The organism is Paenibacillus sp. IHB B 3415, assembly GCF_000802655.2.
GTDB classification, from domain to species: domain Bacteria; phylum Bacillota; class Bacilli; order Paenibacillales; family Paenibacillaceae; genus Paenibacillus_AQ; species Paenibacillus_AQ phytohabitans.
Genome location: NZ_JUEI01000101.1, coordinates 12886 through 28428, shown reverse-complemented (window position 1 = coordinate 28428; position 15543 = coordinate 12886). Strand labels below are relative to the sequence as shown.

Annotated in this window: 15 protein-coding genes and 2 tRNA genes; 15 read left to right on the top strand and 2 right to left on the bottom strand. The window is 49.0% G+C overall.

Annotated features, from left to right (window positions below; all coding sequences use genetic code 11):
* Positions 1 to 1589, top strand: a 1589-nt coding sequence (locus QW71_RS40700; protein WP_047014089.1) for a hypothetical protein, incomplete at its 5' end; no start/stop codon positions are given.
* Here QW71_RS40700 and QW71_RS31795 read toward each other — a convergent pair.
* The gene (locus QW71_RS31795) at positions 1576 to 2703 is read right to left on the bottom strand and encodes a membrane protein (RefSeq protein ID WP_039309082.1); all 1128 of its coding nucleotides are present in this window, start codon (positions 2701 to 2703) and stop codon (positions 1576 to 1578) included. The genes QW71_RS40700 and QW71_RS31795 overlap by 14 nt on opposite strands.
* A 177-nt stretch (positions 2704 to 2880) precedes the next feature.
* Between QW71_RS31795 and QW71_RS31790 the strand changes: the two genes are divergently transcribed.
* The 5 genes from QW71_RS31790 to QW71_RS31770 all read left to right on the top strand — a co-directional run bounded on the left by QW71_RS31790 (position 2881) and on the right by QW71_RS31770 (position 5815).
* On the top strand, positions 2881 to 3450 hold the full coding sequence (locus QW71_RS31790; RefSeq protein WP_039309080.1) for a xanthine phosphoribosyltransferase: 570 nt from the start codon (positions 2881 to 2883) through the stop codon (positions 3448 to 3450).
* Positions 3451 to 3557: 107 nt separating this feature from the next.
* Positions 3558 to 3875, top strand: coding sequence for a hypothetical protein (locus QW71_RS31785; RefSeq protein ID WP_039309077.1), 318 nt, complete (start codon positions 3558 to 3560; stop codon positions 3873 to 3875).
* Between the two features lie 131 nt (positions 3876 to 4006).
* The gene (locus tag QW71_RS31780) at positions 4007 to 4225 is read left to right on the top strand and encodes a hypothetical protein (protein ID WP_039309074.1); all 219 of its coding nucleotides are present in this window, start codon (positions 4007 to 4009) and stop codon (positions 4223 to 4225) included.
* A gap of 124 nt (positions 4226 to 4349) precedes the next feature.
* Complete coding sequence (locus tag QW71_RS31775; RefSeq protein ID WP_039309072.1) at positions 4350 to 5141, top strand: SDR family oxidoreductase; 792 nt, start codon at positions 4350 to 4352, stop codon at positions 5139 to 5141.
* Positions 5138 to 5815: a hypothetical protein gene (locus tag QW71_RS31770; RefSeq protein ID WP_039309071.1), complete on the top strand. Its 678-nt coding sequence runs from the start codon at positions 5138 to 5140 to the stop codon at positions 5813 to 5815. Before QW71_RS31775 ends, QW71_RS31770 begins: the two co-directional genes overlap by 4 nt.
* Before the next feature lie 539 nt (positions 5816 to 6354).
* Here the strand turns inward: QW71_RS31770 and QW71_RS31765 are convergent.
* Positions 6355 to 6813 carry a hypothetical protein gene (locus QW71_RS31765; RefSeq protein ID WP_047014088.1) on the bottom strand — a complete coding sequence of 153 codons (459 nt, stop codon included), beginning with the start codon at positions 6811 to 6813 and terminating at the stop codon, positions 6355 to 6357.
* A 188-nt stretch (positions 6814 to 7001) separates the two neighbouring features.
* Here QW71_RS31765 and QW71_RS31760 point away from each other — a divergent pair.
* The 9 genes from QW71_RS31760 (at position 7002) to QW71_RS31720 (ending at position 15457) form a co-directional block, all read left to right on the top strand.
* A tRNA-Leu gene (locus QW71_RS31760) sits at positions 7002 to 7085 on the top strand.
* Between the two features lie 41 nt (positions 7086 to 7126).
* Positions 7127 to 7210 (top strand) — tRNA-Leu (locus QW71_RS31755).
* 243 nt (positions 7211 to 7453) lie between these two features.
* A complete protein-coding gene (locus tag QW71_RS31750; protein WP_039309068.1) occupies positions 7454 to 8464 on the top strand; it encodes a phosphotransferase family protein in 1011 nt (336 codons plus the stop codon).
* A gap of 76 nt (positions 8465 to 8540) precedes the next feature.
* Positions 8541 to 8984 (top strand): hypothetical protein, encoded by a 444-nt coding sequence (locus QW71_RS31745; RefSeq protein WP_039309067.1) that lies wholly within the window; start codon positions 8541 to 8543, stop codon positions 8982 to 8984.
* Between the two features lie 56 nt (positions 8985 to 9040).
* Positions 9041 to 9496, top strand: a complete 456-nt coding sequence (locus QW71_RS31740; RefSeq protein WP_039309064.1) for a hypothetical protein — start codon at positions 9041 to 9043, stop codon at positions 9494 to 9496.
* A gap of 965 nt (positions 9497 to 10461) precedes the next feature.
* Entirely contained in the window at positions 10462 to 11802 is a 1341-nt protein-coding gene (locus QW71_RS31735; protein WP_039309061.1) for a hypothetical protein, read from the top strand.
* A 102-nt stretch (positions 11803 to 11904) separates the two neighbouring features.
* The gene (locus tag QW71_RS31730) at positions 11905 to 14037 is read left to right on the top strand and encodes a hydantoinase/oxoprolinase family protein (RefSeq protein WP_039309058.1); all 2133 of its coding nucleotides are present in this window, start codon (positions 11905 to 11907) and stop codon (positions 14035 to 14037) included.
* Between the two features lie 42 nt (positions 14038 to 14079).
* The gene (locus tag QW71_RS31725) at positions 14080 to 14802 is read left to right on the top strand and encodes a hypothetical protein (protein ID WP_047014086.1); all 723 of its coding nucleotides are present in this window, start codon (positions 14080 to 14082) and stop codon (positions 14800 to 14802) included.
* Positions 14789 to 15457, top strand: coding sequence for a GntR family transcriptional regulator (locus tag QW71_RS31720; protein ID WP_039309052.1), 669 nt, complete (start codon positions 14789 to 14791; stop codon positions 15455 to 15457). The genes QW71_RS31725 and QW71_RS31720 overlap by 14 nt, the downstream gene beginning before the upstream one ends.
* Positions 15458 to 15543: the final 86 nt, after the last annotated feature.

Sequence of the window (15543 nt, the reverse complement as noted above, 5' to 3'; positions counted from 1 at the left end):
CGGAGATGCTGCGGCTGCGCGGGCTTTTGCTCTCCGGGGCGAAGCCGGAGAGCGGCATACAAGACGCCGGCGGGCTGGAGGCCGGGATGAAGGAGCTGCGCCGCCTGATGGAGGCGTGGAATGCGTGGCGCCAGCGCGTCGAAAGGCAGACGGCTGAGGTGGAGGCCTGCCGCACGGAGCTCGCGGTGCTGACCGGACAGGAGCGGGTGCTGGCAGAGGAGCTGGACAATGCCGAAGCCAGCTTCACAGAGCTGGCCGCTCGCTACGAAGAGTGGCTGCGCCAGCGGGGGCTGCCGGAAGGGCTGTCACCGGACAGCCTGCCGGATATCTTCGCCCTGGCGGAGCAGGGCAATGAACTGCTGCGCCAGCAGGGCAAATTATCCCTCCGGCTCAGCGGACTGGAGTCAGAGTGTGCTGCCTACGAGCAGGAAGGGATGAAGCTGCTTAGGGATACTGAGGCTGCTGCCGATGCCCGTAGGGATCACTCCACTGTTACTTTGATCTCTCCCGCACATCCCGACTCACAATCGGGCCCGCAGCCGGAGCCCCAAGCTGAACCTCCTGCCGGAGCCCAAGCTTCAACTAAAGCTTCACTGGACTCTCTTTCACTGCTAACCTGGCTGGAGCTGCGGAAGCGGGAATGGGAGGCGCTGAAGACAGAGCTGCTACGCAGGGAGAGTATAGAAGCAAGGCTGATAGAAGTCCATGAGGAGCTGGCTGCGAACCGGAGAGAGCAGGAGGAGCTGAACGGGCGGAGCAGCAGGCTCCTTCAGGAAGGCGGCGCTGAGAACGGTGAACAATTCCTGCGTCGTTCATCGGCATGGCTGAGGCATAGTGAGCTGACGAGGTCGGTACGGCAGTGGGAGCTGGCGATGTTTGGCGGATGGGAGCAGGAAGGCAAGGCAGAGCTGCTCCGGCTGCTGGAGCATCAGGATGCCCGGGTGCTTGAACAGGAACGCATGGCGGCGGAAGAGGCGGTATTGAACCTGGAGGAAGAACGCAGTTCCCTGCTCCAGCAGCGCGGCAAGCTGCTGCAGGAACGGGAGGAACTGAGGGGACGGTGCATGGAGGACTCGGCGCTTCAGCAGCTGGAAGAACAGCGGGCGGCGCTGCGTAATCTGGCCGGGCAATATGCGGTAACGGCGCTGGCGGCAGAGCTTATGGGACGGACGAGGCGGATCTATGAACAGGAGAAGCAGCCGCAGGTGCTGCAGCTTGCCTCTGTATATTTCTCCAAGCTGACGCATGGGGAGTACCGCCGGATCGTAATGACTCTCGGGCACAAGGAGCTGAAGGCGGAGCATAAGGACGCTGGACTGCTGGACAGCGGACTGCTCAGCCGGGGGACGGCGGAACAGCTGTATCTGGCGATCCGGCTGGCTCTTTCGGAGACCATGAGCAGTCAGGTGAACCTGCCGCTGTTCTTCGACGATTTGTTTGTCAATTTCGATGAACACCGCTTGCATGCGGCTCTAGGACTACTTGGTGAATTGTCGGTATCCCGGCAGGTTGTGATGATGACCTGCCACCGGCATGTGGCCGAAGCGGTGGCGACGATCATACCTGCTGCTGCGGTTATTTCCGTGTAGTCCGGATCACCGGCTTAACCGCCACAATGGTGATGCCCTTACCTCCGTTTCCAGAGGCAGGCGGACCGCTTGGCCGCGGCGGCTGCGACATGGGGGCGCGTATCAGCATGACCGCCCACACCAGGCACAGGGCGCCGAAGATCGGGTAGAACACCCCGAGGAGGGAACTGAAGCCGAATTGGCTGAACACATAACAGACCAGCATTAACAGCGGGGTTACCAGGGCTGGGGCGACCGGCAGGCGCTGCTGCAGTTGAACGCTAACTCCATAGATGTCTGCAACGAAGGTACTGAAGATTTCCATGAAGATCAGCAGCAGAAAAATCGTCTGCACGATGGGACCCAGCCGGAAGGCGATGCTGCCCATCGGAATCTCGAACTGCAGAATTCCCGGCATCTGTGAACTCATGGCAAAGTGGGCTGCCAGCAGCATGAACCCGATTCCGGCTCCGCCCAGAATCCCTCCGCGTACAAGCGCCTGCTCGTCTTCGGTATGGCGGGCCAGCGGAACAAGCACAGCCTGGGCCATGCCGAGGTTAAAGGCGGTATACAGGAGCGGAGACATCCAGGCACTGAAGAAGCTGTGGTCTGTCGGCAGGAACAGGAAACGGTCTGCACCGGGAACACCCAGCGTATTAAATACAATAATCAGCGACAGAGTAAGCATCAAAGGGACCACAAGGCTATTGATTTGCAGGATTCCGGAAATACCGCGCTTCAGGAGCAGATAGGACCCGAGGATCGTGAGCAGCAGCCCCGCCTGATAGGGCATTCCGAGATGCTCCTTAAAAATAGCCCCGGCACCCGCCAGCATGATGCTGTTCACGCCAATCAGAATAATCATGGTGAACAGGCTGATACTGGCCCCGGCCTTTTCTCCAAACAGATGGCGGTTGAAATCTTCATAGGAGTCTGCCTCAATCCGCCGGGCGATAATCATCATTTTGGTGCCGAGCCAAATAAATATCGCGGTGGAGAACAGGATGGTCAGCAGGGCCCAGTGGCCGTATCTTGTGAAGAAACGGAGAATTTCCTGGCCGGTGGCGAAGCCGGCACCCACAATGGTGCCAATATAGGTAAAAGCGATCTGCAATGTGCGGACTCGGGACTTCATGGTTCTCCTCCTCTGAATGCTGCGAAGATTTAAATAGCGGTGCGGGCAGGATTGCCTTGTGCAGTCCGCATAGTACAGGTTATGATGAGGAACAGAAGGACATGACTTCCGCCTTGTGAATAAGCTGCTATTACAGTGGAACGTCTGGAATTATAAAGGTAATGGAGGTTCAAGGTCATGGAATTATTGAAACAGCGGATTTTGGAGGAAGGGGTCGTCATTTCGGATCAGGTGCTGAAGCTGGACGGTCTGCTCAACCACCAGGTTGATCCGATGCTGACGATGGAAATGGGACGGGAGTTTGCCCGCAGATTTGCTGAGGCTGGAGTGACACGCGTAGTTACCGTGGAGTCTTCGGGTATTGCCGTGGCATTTGCCACCGCTTATGAGATGAAGGTGCCGCTGGTCTTTGCCCGGCGCAAAAAAACGCTGCTCGCTGATCCCGATGCCTTATGCGAACGGGTGCCGTCTTTTACCAAAGGGATCGTCACGGACATTATGCTGTCCCGCCAATACATCTCGGAGAATGACAGAGTCCTCTTCATCGACGATATTATCGCTAACGGCGATGCCGCGCGCGGCCTGATCAAGATTATCCAGCGTTCCGGCGCCGAACTTGTGGGTCTGGGCGTAGTGGTCGAGAAAAGCTTCCAGGCCGGCGCCCGTACAATCCGGGAACAGGGTATCCGTCTGGAGTCGCTTGTCGATATTACCTCACTTAGTGAGGGAACGATTACTTTCGGGTAAGATTTAAGTGACAAATACAGGAACATAGCCTATTTTTGAAACATCTGCTTTTCACCCTATAAGTTTTCCTTTATAATAAAAATAGACATGAGAGAGGAGGCGTCACAATGGGGAAAGAACCGGTGACAGAGCAATTTTTTATTGATAAACTAACCGAGGCTAAGGATCACTTCGAACGTGCGCTGGATTGCAAACACACGGAGTTCGACGATTTGTATCCCTATATGATCGAACATCCTCAGTTTTTCTGGTACAAACGCTACGTAGCTTGGTCGGAGCTTCTGACAATCACAAGTTTGTGTGAAGAGCTGTCCTTCAACTGGAGACAGAAATTCACGGATCATCAGGTAGAATATCTGGAACAACGGGTGATGTCCGCTAAAGTTCTTGACTTCTGGTTTGAGAAGAATGAAGCGCTGATATAAGAACTTCATAAGACATACAGACTTACCCAGTTCGTAACTAGACCCGGATGATTTATCATTTGGGTCTTTTTCATGATTCGATTTAGGCAAATATTGGACAAGCTAAGGACAGAGAGGGGAATAGAACAATTATGATCAGTGATGAACAGCTGGATGCCTACCGGATTTCCGGTGAAAGGATACGTGTTGTGCGGGATGGACTGGAGAGCAATGATATCAAGGGGATTGTGCTGGCCTGGGATGAGTCCCAGGTAATGATCCGGCGTCCGAATAAGCGTGTTGTGAAGCTGGACCGGAACTACCTGTATCAGCCGTTCAGCGAGCCGAGACCGGAAGCAGATACTTTGTAAAAAGCAAACGGAATACGATATATGCTGTTTTTAAATACAGCTTTACACTCAGCTGAGTACGCTCCAGAGCGTACTTTTGCTGATTTTGCAGGACCCTTACATTGACCTGCCTAAGGAGGAGCATATGAATCATCAGAATAAAATCTCTGTCGTCACCGGCGGTGCTAACGGAATTGGACGCTGTATTACGGAGGAGCTGCTGAAGGCGGGAGCGGTGGTTGCCTACATAGATACCGATCTTGCGGCCGGACGCTGGCTGGAGGAGCAGTATGGAGCGGAGCGGCTGTTTTTCTATCCGGGAGATATTGCTGAGCGTTCGGTTATTGAGGATTTCACCGCACAGGTTATCAGCAGATTCGGACATGTCGATTACCTGATTAACAATGCTTGTATCAGCAAAAAAGGCCTGCTGTCGGAGTGCAGCTACGAGGATTTCGAATATGTGCAGCGGATCGGGGTAACTGCGCCATATTATTTGACACTGCGGCTTAAGGAATATTTCGCTCCGGGAGCGTCCATCGTGAATATCTCTTCAAGCCGGGAGCGCATGTCCCAGCCGGACACGGAGAGCTATACTGCTGCCAAAGGCGGCATTGGTGCATTGACCCACGGCCTTAGTGTAAGTCTGGCCGGTAAAGCGCGGGTGAATGCGATCAGCCCCGGTTGGATTGATACCACTGCCTATCATGGTACAGGAGAAGTAGCGGACCCTATTCATTCGGAGCCGGACCGGCTGCAGCATCCGGCCGGACGGGTAGGAACACCGCTGGATATCGCGGCTATGGTGCTTTTCCTGTGCAGTGATGCTGCAGGATTCATCACCGGGGAGAATATAAATATCGATGGCGGTATGTCCAAGCTGATGATCTATCACGGGGACGAAGGCTGGACGTTTGAACCGGGAGGTCCGTTATGAAGCTGCCTGTAATTAAGAATGCTCAGGAGTTAGCTGATCTGGTGCGTGAGATCGGTTTCCTTCCTTTATTCCGCTGTGAGATTGATGGTTTCTCCCTGCAGGAGTGTACTCCTGCGGGCTACTGGTTCGTGAAGGATGTGGAAGGGCCGTGGGAGTGGCGTGAGGAAGTTGCCGCAGGGGGAGAGATCGCTTATGCGAAGCTTTTTAACAAAAAAGCCGGGTTTATCAGCAAAGCATGGTACCCTGACTTCGCCAATTACCGGCGGGACGGATACGACTTTGACGCCAGATATGATGATGGACTAGCCTCCATGCCCAGCAAACAAATTATGGATGTGTTAATGGAACACAGTGAGGGACTGCTCTCCAATGAGCTTAAGCAGCTGGCCGGCTTCGGGAAAAACGGGGCCAAGGGCTTCGATACCGCAATGACGCATCTGCAGATGCAGACCTATATTACTGCCAGCAGATTCGAATACAAGCAGGATAAAGAGGGGCGTCCGTACGGCTGGGGAGTCGGGCGGTATGCGATGAGTGAGCATGTATACGGGGAAGAATGGGTTACCTCGCGTTACGCTGATAAGCCTGCGGAATCGAAGTCACGGATTGCTGAGCATGTGGCGAAGCTGTTCCCGGATGCGGGGATGAAGGAGATTGAAAAGGTCATTAAGTAGAGGAGCGCCGCGCCCGATACAGATTGAACTTTTGATTTTCGATTTTGGGGTTGCCGTGACTACAGAGAATAGGTGAACTTCAGGCTGCTATTGCCGCAAGTATTTCTTATCCCGATATTTGTATCAGAGATCACATTGCTTATTAAAATCCTGCACAGAATACAACATTTTCCTCCGGAATTCGGCCCTAATCCAAAATTGTTGTATAAAAAGCAACATTTCTCTTTATTCTAGCGGTTTGGTGGAGGAATTATTGTATTTCATACAACAATCTGTCCGAATGCCCAGGTATCAAGGTATCCAAGTTGCAATACGTACAACAATTATGCCTATATAGTGTTAATTAAAATCTCAGGCTCGCTCTGCGGACAACGGGACAGGTATGAGGAAATGGAAGGGTTCCGCTTTTGTTCAAATTCAAACTATATGGAACCTGTAGGGATGTGTAGGTACACAAAGAGCCTCGTCCAGTAAATAGGACGAGGCTCTTCTCGTCCAGTAAATAGGACGAGGCTCTTTGTGGATTAACCAGTAACGGCCTAGAAGGACAAGGCCATCTGTTCCACCCGTTCTTCTCTGGGAAGAACGGAGGCAAGCTCGGCACCCAGCCCGAGATAAGCGCGCATGCGCAGCATCATTTCGTTGCGGAAGCCGGGCCATAGGATATGGATATCCCCGGAGTATCCCCGGCAGGTATACTCGGCCGTAACTCCGCGCTGATCCTGGCGGATGGTATTGATCTTCAGCTGATGCGACGTAAGCTCACGGGTAACCTCCTGCAGCATCAGCGAAGTCTTCTTCGTGGCGCTGGAGACCAGCTCCATGTAGAGCTGGGGAGTCTTGAAGAGACCGCTCTTACCAATGACTCGGCAATCGCGCTCAAACACTTTATGGATAAACGTTAGCAGCAGATAGCTTCTGACAAGGGACAATTCGTCTTTGGTTATATCTTCAGGAAGTGTTGGTGTGATTAGGGTGGTTCTCTTGGTAGTCGCCATATAAATCACCTCATTTATAGTATGCGAACCTTTGTTCTCACTATACATCTTTTGGGTAAGTAAATGCAATATTCATCTTGAAAATTATTGGAAATAAACAAAATTAAAAAAAATATAAAAAGGTTGACTCTGAACTTCCAGCATGATAAGATCTATCTTGTGACTGCGTAAGCAAGTCAACCTAATATGCGGTCATGGCGGAATTGGCAGACGCGCTGGCTTCAGGTGCCAGTGATAGCAATATCGTGGAGGTTCGAGTCCTCTTGACCGCATCACTGATTTCAACAACTGCGTAAGCAAGTCAACCTAATATGCGGTCATGGCGGAATTGGCAGACGCGCTGGCTTCAGGTGCCAGTGATAGCAATATCGTGGAGGTTCGAGTCCTCTTGACCGCATCACTGATTTCAACATAAGACCCGTACATTTACCTTATCGGTAATGTGCGGGTTTTTTGTTGCGGGGATTTGGAAATCAATACAGGAGGCATCAGTCCAGATGGATCAGAATGACCATTGTGTTAGGCAACATTTGTTTGGTAATATTATACACATGGAAAATTTTACTGGGAATCCGATTGGTTCAAGTAAGAGAATAAATGTAAGCCTCAACAGACAGGGTAAATAAAAGGAGGTCATTATGTGACTGCTGCAATAATTTTTGCATCAAATAAATTAGGTGTAGTAGATGACGATCAAATGCAGTTGATGCTTGATAAATTTAATTTAGGTAAACTTATTTCTTTCCAAAAAACTGTGAATGGTGCTATGGGACAAACGATGCATGTTTCCTCAAACGAAGGAGATTTTATTCTAAAAGGAAATCCATTGTATCCCGGACAATTCATTGAGGAAAAATTCTTTATAGAAAACATACATAAAAGAACGAATGTAACTGTTCCTACTCCCTATATAATCGATGATTCAGAAGAGATATTTGGATGGAGCTACTCTTTAATGCCTTGCCTTCAAGGGGGACATATGAATTCAGAACACCTAAAGGTCACACTAAATACAGCAGACAAATTGCAAATAGCAGAATCAATTGCGAAGACTTTAGCTGATCTGCATAGCTGGAAAGTTACCCGCTTCGGCGAACTGGATACCAATAATCTCAATATTGCTGCCTTTGAGGGAAGTTATAGGATATGGCTGTACAATCGAATTAAGTTTTGGTTAGAAGATGCAAAAAAGTATTCGGTAATAACGGATAAAGATTTAATGTGGGTCGATTTATTACTGGATGGCTCCAAAGAGGCTTTTGATGATTTTACCTCTCCAAGCTTTGTGGTGGGTGATTTCAAGCCTGGAAACTTCCTAATACACCCTGGAATGAACGGCTGGGAAATAAGCGGTTTATTTGATTTCACTAATTCATATTTTGGAGACCCTATTTCTGATTTGATAAAGATGATTACAATCTATTTAGATAACGGTGAACCTGAACTCGCTAGTCATCTTTTAACAGTTTATTTTAATAGTTCAGAAGAAAAGGAAGCCCAGAAGAAACGTATCAAAGTACATATGCTTCATCAACGAGTCTTGGATTGGGGCTGTGCAAAAGCAATGAACATGGTTACTTGGGATAATGAGTTGCCATTTTCGCATTGGGTAGAGAGCTATACAGATTCAGTAGCAAGTCTACTAGATTGAAATGAATGGATGATAAGAATGTGCAAATTTTAGAGGAGTGAAGGTGTCATGATCCTAAACAATATGAGGTGAACTAATGAAGAAGGTATGGGTAAATAACTTGTTTATTTATTTGGGATTCTTAGTAGTAGTGAGCTTAGTTTTTGTTTTAGGATTACAATACCAACATTTTTTAAAGGAAGAAGCAATTAAGACCTATCAACTTAAAACCAGTGTTGTCTTTTCTGTTCTCTTTCCGATTTTCTTTGGATTATTACTCGGTTTGCTAAGATTCTTTGAATTACTGCGGAAGACTGGAGAATGGACAATAAATTGGCTTAAGCTCTGTATATTCGGCATTCCTTCACTCTATGTCTCTTTACTTCCATTATTATTTTGGTCGGGTCTATCTATTTCTTATTATGATTTACCTTTGGGCTACCTTTTGATCACTCCGGGAACAACAGCTCATACAATTAGCGGTCTGATGTTCGGTTTTTTATTATTCTACGTAATTGAAAGGAAAATCAAAGAAGCTTAGCACCGGGAGTTTCGCGTGGTATTCTAAGAAAAGGGATTTGACCAGGAGGGACAACGTTGACGGAAATAAAGTATCCAGTTAAAAATCCATCAAGGATTGGAACCATTATAGGCATGATTGCTATTATATCGAGTCAATCTGTTCTTGTATTGAGATTATGGGATCAGAGTGGGGTATTCTACGCTTCGTTAACGGTGGTTCTTTTGGGTTTAGTTCTAATATTACTTGCATTATACAGAACCTTTTTTAAGAAACTAACCGAGTTATGCTTATCTAATGAGCAAATTATATTAAATGGGAATATTGTTGATTCAAAGGATATTAAAGTGATAATGATCAGGGGTTACTTTAAACCTGTTATTGGGATATTACCTTATAGGAGGAAGATCGTCCCATTGGATATGGCATTCAGGTATTCAAAGGATGAAGATAAAGGTATCTCGGATTTAAAAAGTTGGGCAAAAATGAACAATGTAAAGATGGTCAATAAATCATTTCAAACGTGGATATAAGTGTATTCTAAAGCGTTTTTCGGTACGGTCTGCGACCAGAATTATCTTATTCAGAGGATGAGCTTAATCAATGTGACATGCTTGATCGTTACGCGATTATGTGTGGACTTGCGGACATGAGAGACGTTATTTTGCCGGAATGGGAACATTTATCTCCCATGCGGACAGGAGAGGCGTTATTTAGGATAAATGGCAAATAAAAGGCAATAAATTGAGGGAATAAGTGCATCAGTGTCCGCAAGACTTATAAAACATCTGATTTTCCAGATATAACGTCTCTGGTGTCCGTAAGGAGAAGCGGCAGGTGTATTTCTTCCAATCCCAACCAGATTTAGAACCGCATAGACGTATAGTCCGATAACTCAAACTTCCAACCCCAACCCCAACCCCAACCCCAACCCCAACCCAACCCCAACCCCAACCCCAACCCCAACTCCAACCAAGCCCCAGCCTTAACCGCGCTCTCAGCTTCACCTCAGCCGTCAGCCGCAGAAGCGCCAACAACTTTCTTCATCCCAACCCAAGCTAACCATCCCGTATCAATATCGCTCCAACCCAACTGGTATCAATCCATCTATTCCCTCCACACGTCACCGATCTGCCTTACGTCATTGATTAGCCATACATCACCGATCCGCCTCGAATCATCCACCCGGTCTAGCGTCAACATACCCAGCACTAATTATCCCCCGGTGTGTCCTTCCTGACAGTAACTCCTCCTGATAAGGAGGTATCATGTTAATATCGCACTTCTTCCTTGCGGATAAGTTACCGGTTCACCCGGCGGAATCAACGTTTATCAGTGTTTTTGAGGCTGACAAGGCAGTGAAATTCACAGCGCAGAATTGTATTGACGCCCGAGCAACTAGCATGTTAATATTTTCCCGAGACAAACTAACATGTCAGTGAGGCTATATAGCATGTTAGCATGTTATTCATATATTCCTATTTCAGGAGGTTATTTTGTGGCTAATGTTGTAATCGGTTTCATTATGGTTTTATCATTTTTTGGATTGGTGTGGTATTGCGTCAAGGGGTATAACCTCATGGTGGGCTTCTTCGTCATGTCGGTCCTGTGGACCTCGATTGCCCTGATCGGCAATTCTATTCATCCAACCTCCGTTATGGAGGGCAAGACCTTTATTGACGTCCTGACGAACGTCTTCCAGACGGGTCCGGAGAACTACGGTAAAGCGATTCTGGTTAATATCTTCTTCGGCGCCTTCTTCGGCAGAGTCTTGATCGACACAGGGATTGCTGCAACGCTGATCCGTAAGGTGGTAGAGCTCGGCGGAGACAAACCAAGAATTACGATGTCGCTCTTATGTATTGTTACTGCGGTAATCTTCACCTCTATGACCGGTATCGGTCCGGTAATCTCCATTGCCGTAATCGTATTGCCGATCATGTTGTCACTGGGTATTCCTTCACCGATTGCCTTGTTCTCCTTCATGGGCTCCATCATGGCGGGTATCTTCGGGAACATTGTTAACTTCAAGCAGTATCAGGCTATTTTTGCCACAGCCAATGAAAGTTATGCCAGCTACGACTACAATACATACTTCAAATTCGGCATGATTGCGATGGCTGTCTCTCTGATCGTTGTTCTGGTGGTATCTAACCTGTCCATGAACAAGAAGGTCTCCCGTGCCTGGGCAGCCACTCCGGATGCCGGAGCTACGGTTGATGCCCCTGCAATCTCCTGGATTTCCATCATCCTGCCTGTAATCGGTGTGGTGGTGTTCAAACTTCCGATTATCTTCGGATTTATCGTTGCCGGTCTGTTCGCCTTACTGACCTGCGGCAAGTTAAAGGGTGGTTTTGCAAGCGTTTGCAGAATGCTGTCGAAGCAATTCGCAGACGGGGCTATCGATGTGGCGCCTATGATCGGATTCTTGCTCACATTGTCCATGTTCAATAATGCGGCAACCTATGCTTCGCCTTATTTCAAAACCTTGCTTGACGGTGCAATGCCTCAGACGGCGTTATTGCTCTGTATCGTATTCGCTATCCTGACACCGCTCGGCTTCTTCCGCGGCCCAATGAACCTGGTCGGTTCCGGCTCGGCCATTCTGGCAGTAGTTGTGGCTACCGCAGCCTGGCCTGTACAGTTCCTGTATCCTTTGTTCGCCATCACTACAGTAGCGCCGCAGCATTTGGACGTTACCCAATCCTGGGTAGCCTGGGGCTTCGGATATACGAAGGTTCCGGCCAAGGAATATATGAAGATGTCCATTCCTACAGGCTGGATTATCGGGATTATTCTCTGCGCGATTGTATTCTTCATGTACGGCAATTTGGTGTAGCATCGCTTATGTCCAATCAGAACCGGCTGCTGCGCCTATGTCCGTCAGGAGCCGGGTATTCAAACTTCAGTACAATTTAATGAAGAGAAACGGAGAAATCATATGGGTAAAATGGTTAGAATGGGGATCGACGTCGGTGGAACACATACAAAAGCAGTTGCCATCGACAACGAAACACATGAAATTATCGGGAAATCGTCCGTCAAGACTACGCATGATCATGCGAGAGGTGTAGCCGCCGGTGTTGTGAAATGTTTTCAGAATTGTCTGAAAGAAAATAACATCAAGCCGGAAGATGTAGTCTTCGTCGCACACAGCACGACGCAGGCAACCAATGCGCTGATTGAAGGCGATATCGCACAGGTTGGCATCATTGGCATGGCTAAGGGCGGCCTTGAAGGCTGGCTGGCCAAACGTCAGACCAAACTGCAGAACATCGATCTGGGCAACAGCAAAGAGATCAAAATTTACAATAGCTTCATTAATATTAAGAAAATGTCCGAAGCCTCCGTGCTGCAGGTCATCGATGATCTTAAGCGTCAGGGAGCACAGGTGATTGTGCCTTCCATGGCTTTTGGCGTAGATAATGGCAGACCTGAAGAGCTCGTCTATAAAGAAGCTGAGAAAAAAGGCATTCCGACCACCATGGCATCCGATATCACCAAATTGTACGGGCTCACCCGCAGAACGAGAACGGCAGCAATCAATGCAAGCATTCTGCCCAAGATGCTGGACACCGCCAATTCAACGGAACAGTCCGTAAGGGAAGCCGGCGTCCATGTACCTCTGATGATCATGAGAGGCGACGGCGGGGTTATGGAAATCAGCGAAATGAAGAAACGTCCTGTGCTTACGATGCTATCGGGTCCGGCAGCCTCAGTTATGGGGTCTTTGATGTATCTGAGAGCCTCTAACGGTGTGTATTTCGAGGTGGGTGGAACCACAACCAATATCGGGGTTATCAAAAACGGCCGTCCGGCCATTGACTATTCAATCGTCGGCGGTCATCCGACCTATGTTAATTCACTGGATGTGCGCGTACTCGGTGTCGCTGGTGGTTCAATGATCCGGGCGAACAAAAGCGGAGTAGTGGATGTCGGACCGAGATCGGCACATATCGGCGGCCTGGATTATTCGGTCTTTACCGATCCGGACAAGATTAAGGGCGCCAAGGTGGAATTTTTCTCGCCCAAACCGGGTGATCCGGCAGATTATGTCGCCATCCGTCTGGAGAACGGGGAACGCGTGACGATCACGAATTCCTGTGCTGCGAACGTGCTGGGCCTTGTGAAGCCGGAGCATTTCTCCTATGGGAATGTGGAAGCCGCCAGACGGGCGATGCAGGCATTAGCCGATTATTGTGGAACCACGGTTGAAGATATCGCGAAGCAGATTATGGAAAAAGCGTATGCGAAGATCGAACCGATCATTCTGTCGCTGGCCGAGAAATACAAACTGGAGAAAGACCAGATCTCCCTGGTGGGAGTTGGCGGGGGAGCCGCTTCGCTGATCGTCTATTTCTCAGAGAAAATGGGCCTCAAATACAGCATTCCCGAGAATGCAGAGGTGATCTCGTCCATTGGTGTTGCCCTGTCCATGGTGCGGGACGTGGTAGAGCGGATCATTCCGTCACCTTCCAAAGAAGTGATTGCCGCACTCAAAATGGAAGCGATGAACAAGGCGATTCAGAGTGGAGCCACTCCGGAAAGCATCGAGATCCATATCGATATCGATCCGCAGACGTCCAAGGTTACCGCGATTGCTACGGGTTCCACGGAAGTGAAGACGACCGAGCTGCTGAAGGAATGTGATGAAGCGGAGCTCCGCGAGCTGGCCGCGAAGGATATGCGTATTTCCATCGACCGGACACAGCTGCTTGAGAAAACGAGGTATGTCAGCATTTTCGGCGAAAAGGTTGACAAGGCCGGTGAAGCGGGTGCAGTCCGCATCCTGGACACCAAAGGGTTCATTAAGGTGCAACGAGGCCGGGCGATGGCCCTCAAGACAACTGCCGGAGATTACCTGAATGCCGTCAAAAAGCTCTGGGAGGCTATGGCCGTCTACCAGACCGAACTGATTGCCCGGCCGGACTTCTATCTGTGTATCGGTGCCCGGGTGATGGACTTTACCGCTTCCGATTTCGAACAGCTGGAGCTGCTTATGGATATCGAAATTTCCACGTTTGAGCCGGATACGGAGGTTATCGTTGTCGCTGCCAATGTCAAGCAGAGCTAACGCTAATCTATTGAAGTCATTCATAGCCATATTAATGAAGGAATGAAGAATGGGGGCAGCATGCAGGTGCAGATGAAGCTGGGTGTAATGATGCGTGATTTGCTGCAGGTAGAGGATGAAGCTTGGGGGCTGTACGCTTTTTCCAGGGACATTCTGAACCGGCGCATTCTGCCTGAAACCAAGACAGAGATGATTGCCAAAGCTACTGCCTGCGGCAAAGCCTATGCACAGCGCATCATCCGTGAATACGGAACCCGTGATGTCCGCGTGATCGCGGACAAATTGAAGCTGAGGCTAGAATTTCAAAGTGCGCTTATGACAGGGAAACGTGTGCTTTTTGCCTGCTATACCCCGCCGTACACAATCGAAATTATGGAGGAGCCCGTGCGCAGAGCGGCGGAGCTGGTCCAGGAGGAAGAGCCGGCGCTAGTTGAACTTTTTCAGCAAGCTGGTATAATGAATACTATCCTTGGACACGAAATTTTTCATTTTGTAGAAGACCAGTTTGCACATGAAATCTACACCCGGACTGAGAAGATTCTGCTATGGAACCTGCTTGGGTTCAAGAATTATTCTACAATACGCACCTTGAGTGAAGTGGGAGCCATGGCCTTTACACAGGAACTGAATAGACTCAGCTACCCGCCGTTTATTCTGGATGTTCTGTTGTATTACAGCTATGATGCTGCCAGTGCGGAGAAAATATATCGTGATGTACTAGGAGTGAGTTCAGGAAGGTGTAGGGAACCCGTTGAAGATTATTAATAACAGTAATTCACTAAATGATGTAACTTACAATAAAATAAGAGAAGACATCATGAATATGACGTTGGAGCCGGGAATGGATGTCAGTGTGCAGAAGCTCTCTGAACGCTATGGCGTAAGCCGGACACCGGTACGGGAAGCAGTAGTCCGCCTTCAACAGTCTGGACTGGTGGAAATATATCCTCAGCGCAAAACAGTAGTCTCCAAAATTGATCTGCAGCGGGTCCGCGAGGAATGGTTCATCCGCACATCGCTTGAATCTGCCGTGATTGATGAATTCATCCGCAAGTGCAGTGAGCTTGTAGCAGATACGATGCAGGAACTGATTAACAAACAGAAGAAATATATGGACAAGAAATATTTCCGGGAATTTTACTTCAAGGACAATCGTTTCCACCAGCTGATCTTTCAGACGGCCGGGGAAGAGCTGTCCTGGTTTACGATTGAAGAGGTAGCCTCGCACTATAACCGTATCCGTCTGCTCTATGGCAAGATGGAGGGCGTGCAGCAATCCGATATTGATAAACATGTGAAGATGGTAGCGGCCACCCGCAAGCGTGATGTGGAGGGAATGCGCAAGATTGTGATGGAGCATTCCAATACATTGCTGGAACGGGTACAGGTGATGTCCAAGCAATACCCGCAATTTTTCTGAAATATGGTAAGCATATGCTTAAGGCGTATCCTTGAAGCCTGCTCCGTTTGGAGTATGACTTCCGGTATACGCCTTTTGTTGCGGTG

Coding starts and splice junctions, on each gene's coding strand:
- QW71_RS31795 (WP_039309082.1), bottom strand. CDS start 2,703: ATGAAGTCCCGAGTCCGCACATTGCAGATCGCTTTTACCTATATTGGC.
- QW71_RS31790 (WP_039309080.1), top strand. CDS start 2,881: ATGGAATTATTGAAACAGCGGATTTTGGAGGAAGGGGTCGTCATTTCG.
- QW71_RS31785 (WP_039309077.1), top strand. CDS start 3,558: ATGGGGAAAGAACCGGTGACAGAGCAATTTTTTATTGATAAACTAACC.
- QW71_RS31780 (WP_039309074.1), top strand. CDS start 4,007: ATGATCAGTGATGAACAGCTGGATGCCTACCGGATTTCCGGTGAAAGG.
- QW71_RS31775 (WP_039309072.1), top strand. CDS start 4,350: ATGAATCATCAGAATAAAATCTCTGTCGTCACCGGCGGTGCTAACGGA.
- QW71_RS31770 (WP_039309071.1), top strand. CDS start 5,138: ATGAAGCTGCCTGTAATTAAGAATGCTCAGGAGTTAGCTGATCTGGTG.
- QW71_RS31765 (WP_047014088.1), bottom strand. CDS start 6,813: ATGGCGACTACCAAGAGAACCACCCTAATCACACCAACACTTCCTGAA.
- QW71_RS31745 (WP_039309067.1), top strand. CDS start 8,541: ATGAAGAAGGTATGGGTAAATAACTTGTTTATTTATTTGGGATTCTTA.
- QW71_RS31730 (WP_039309058.1), top strand. CDS start 11,905: ATGGGTAAAATGGTTAGAATGGGGATCGACGTCGGTGGAACACATACA.
- QW71_RS31725 (WP_047014086.1), top strand. CDS start 14,080: ATGAAGAATGGGGGCAGCATGCAGGTGCAGATGAAGCTGGGTGTAATG.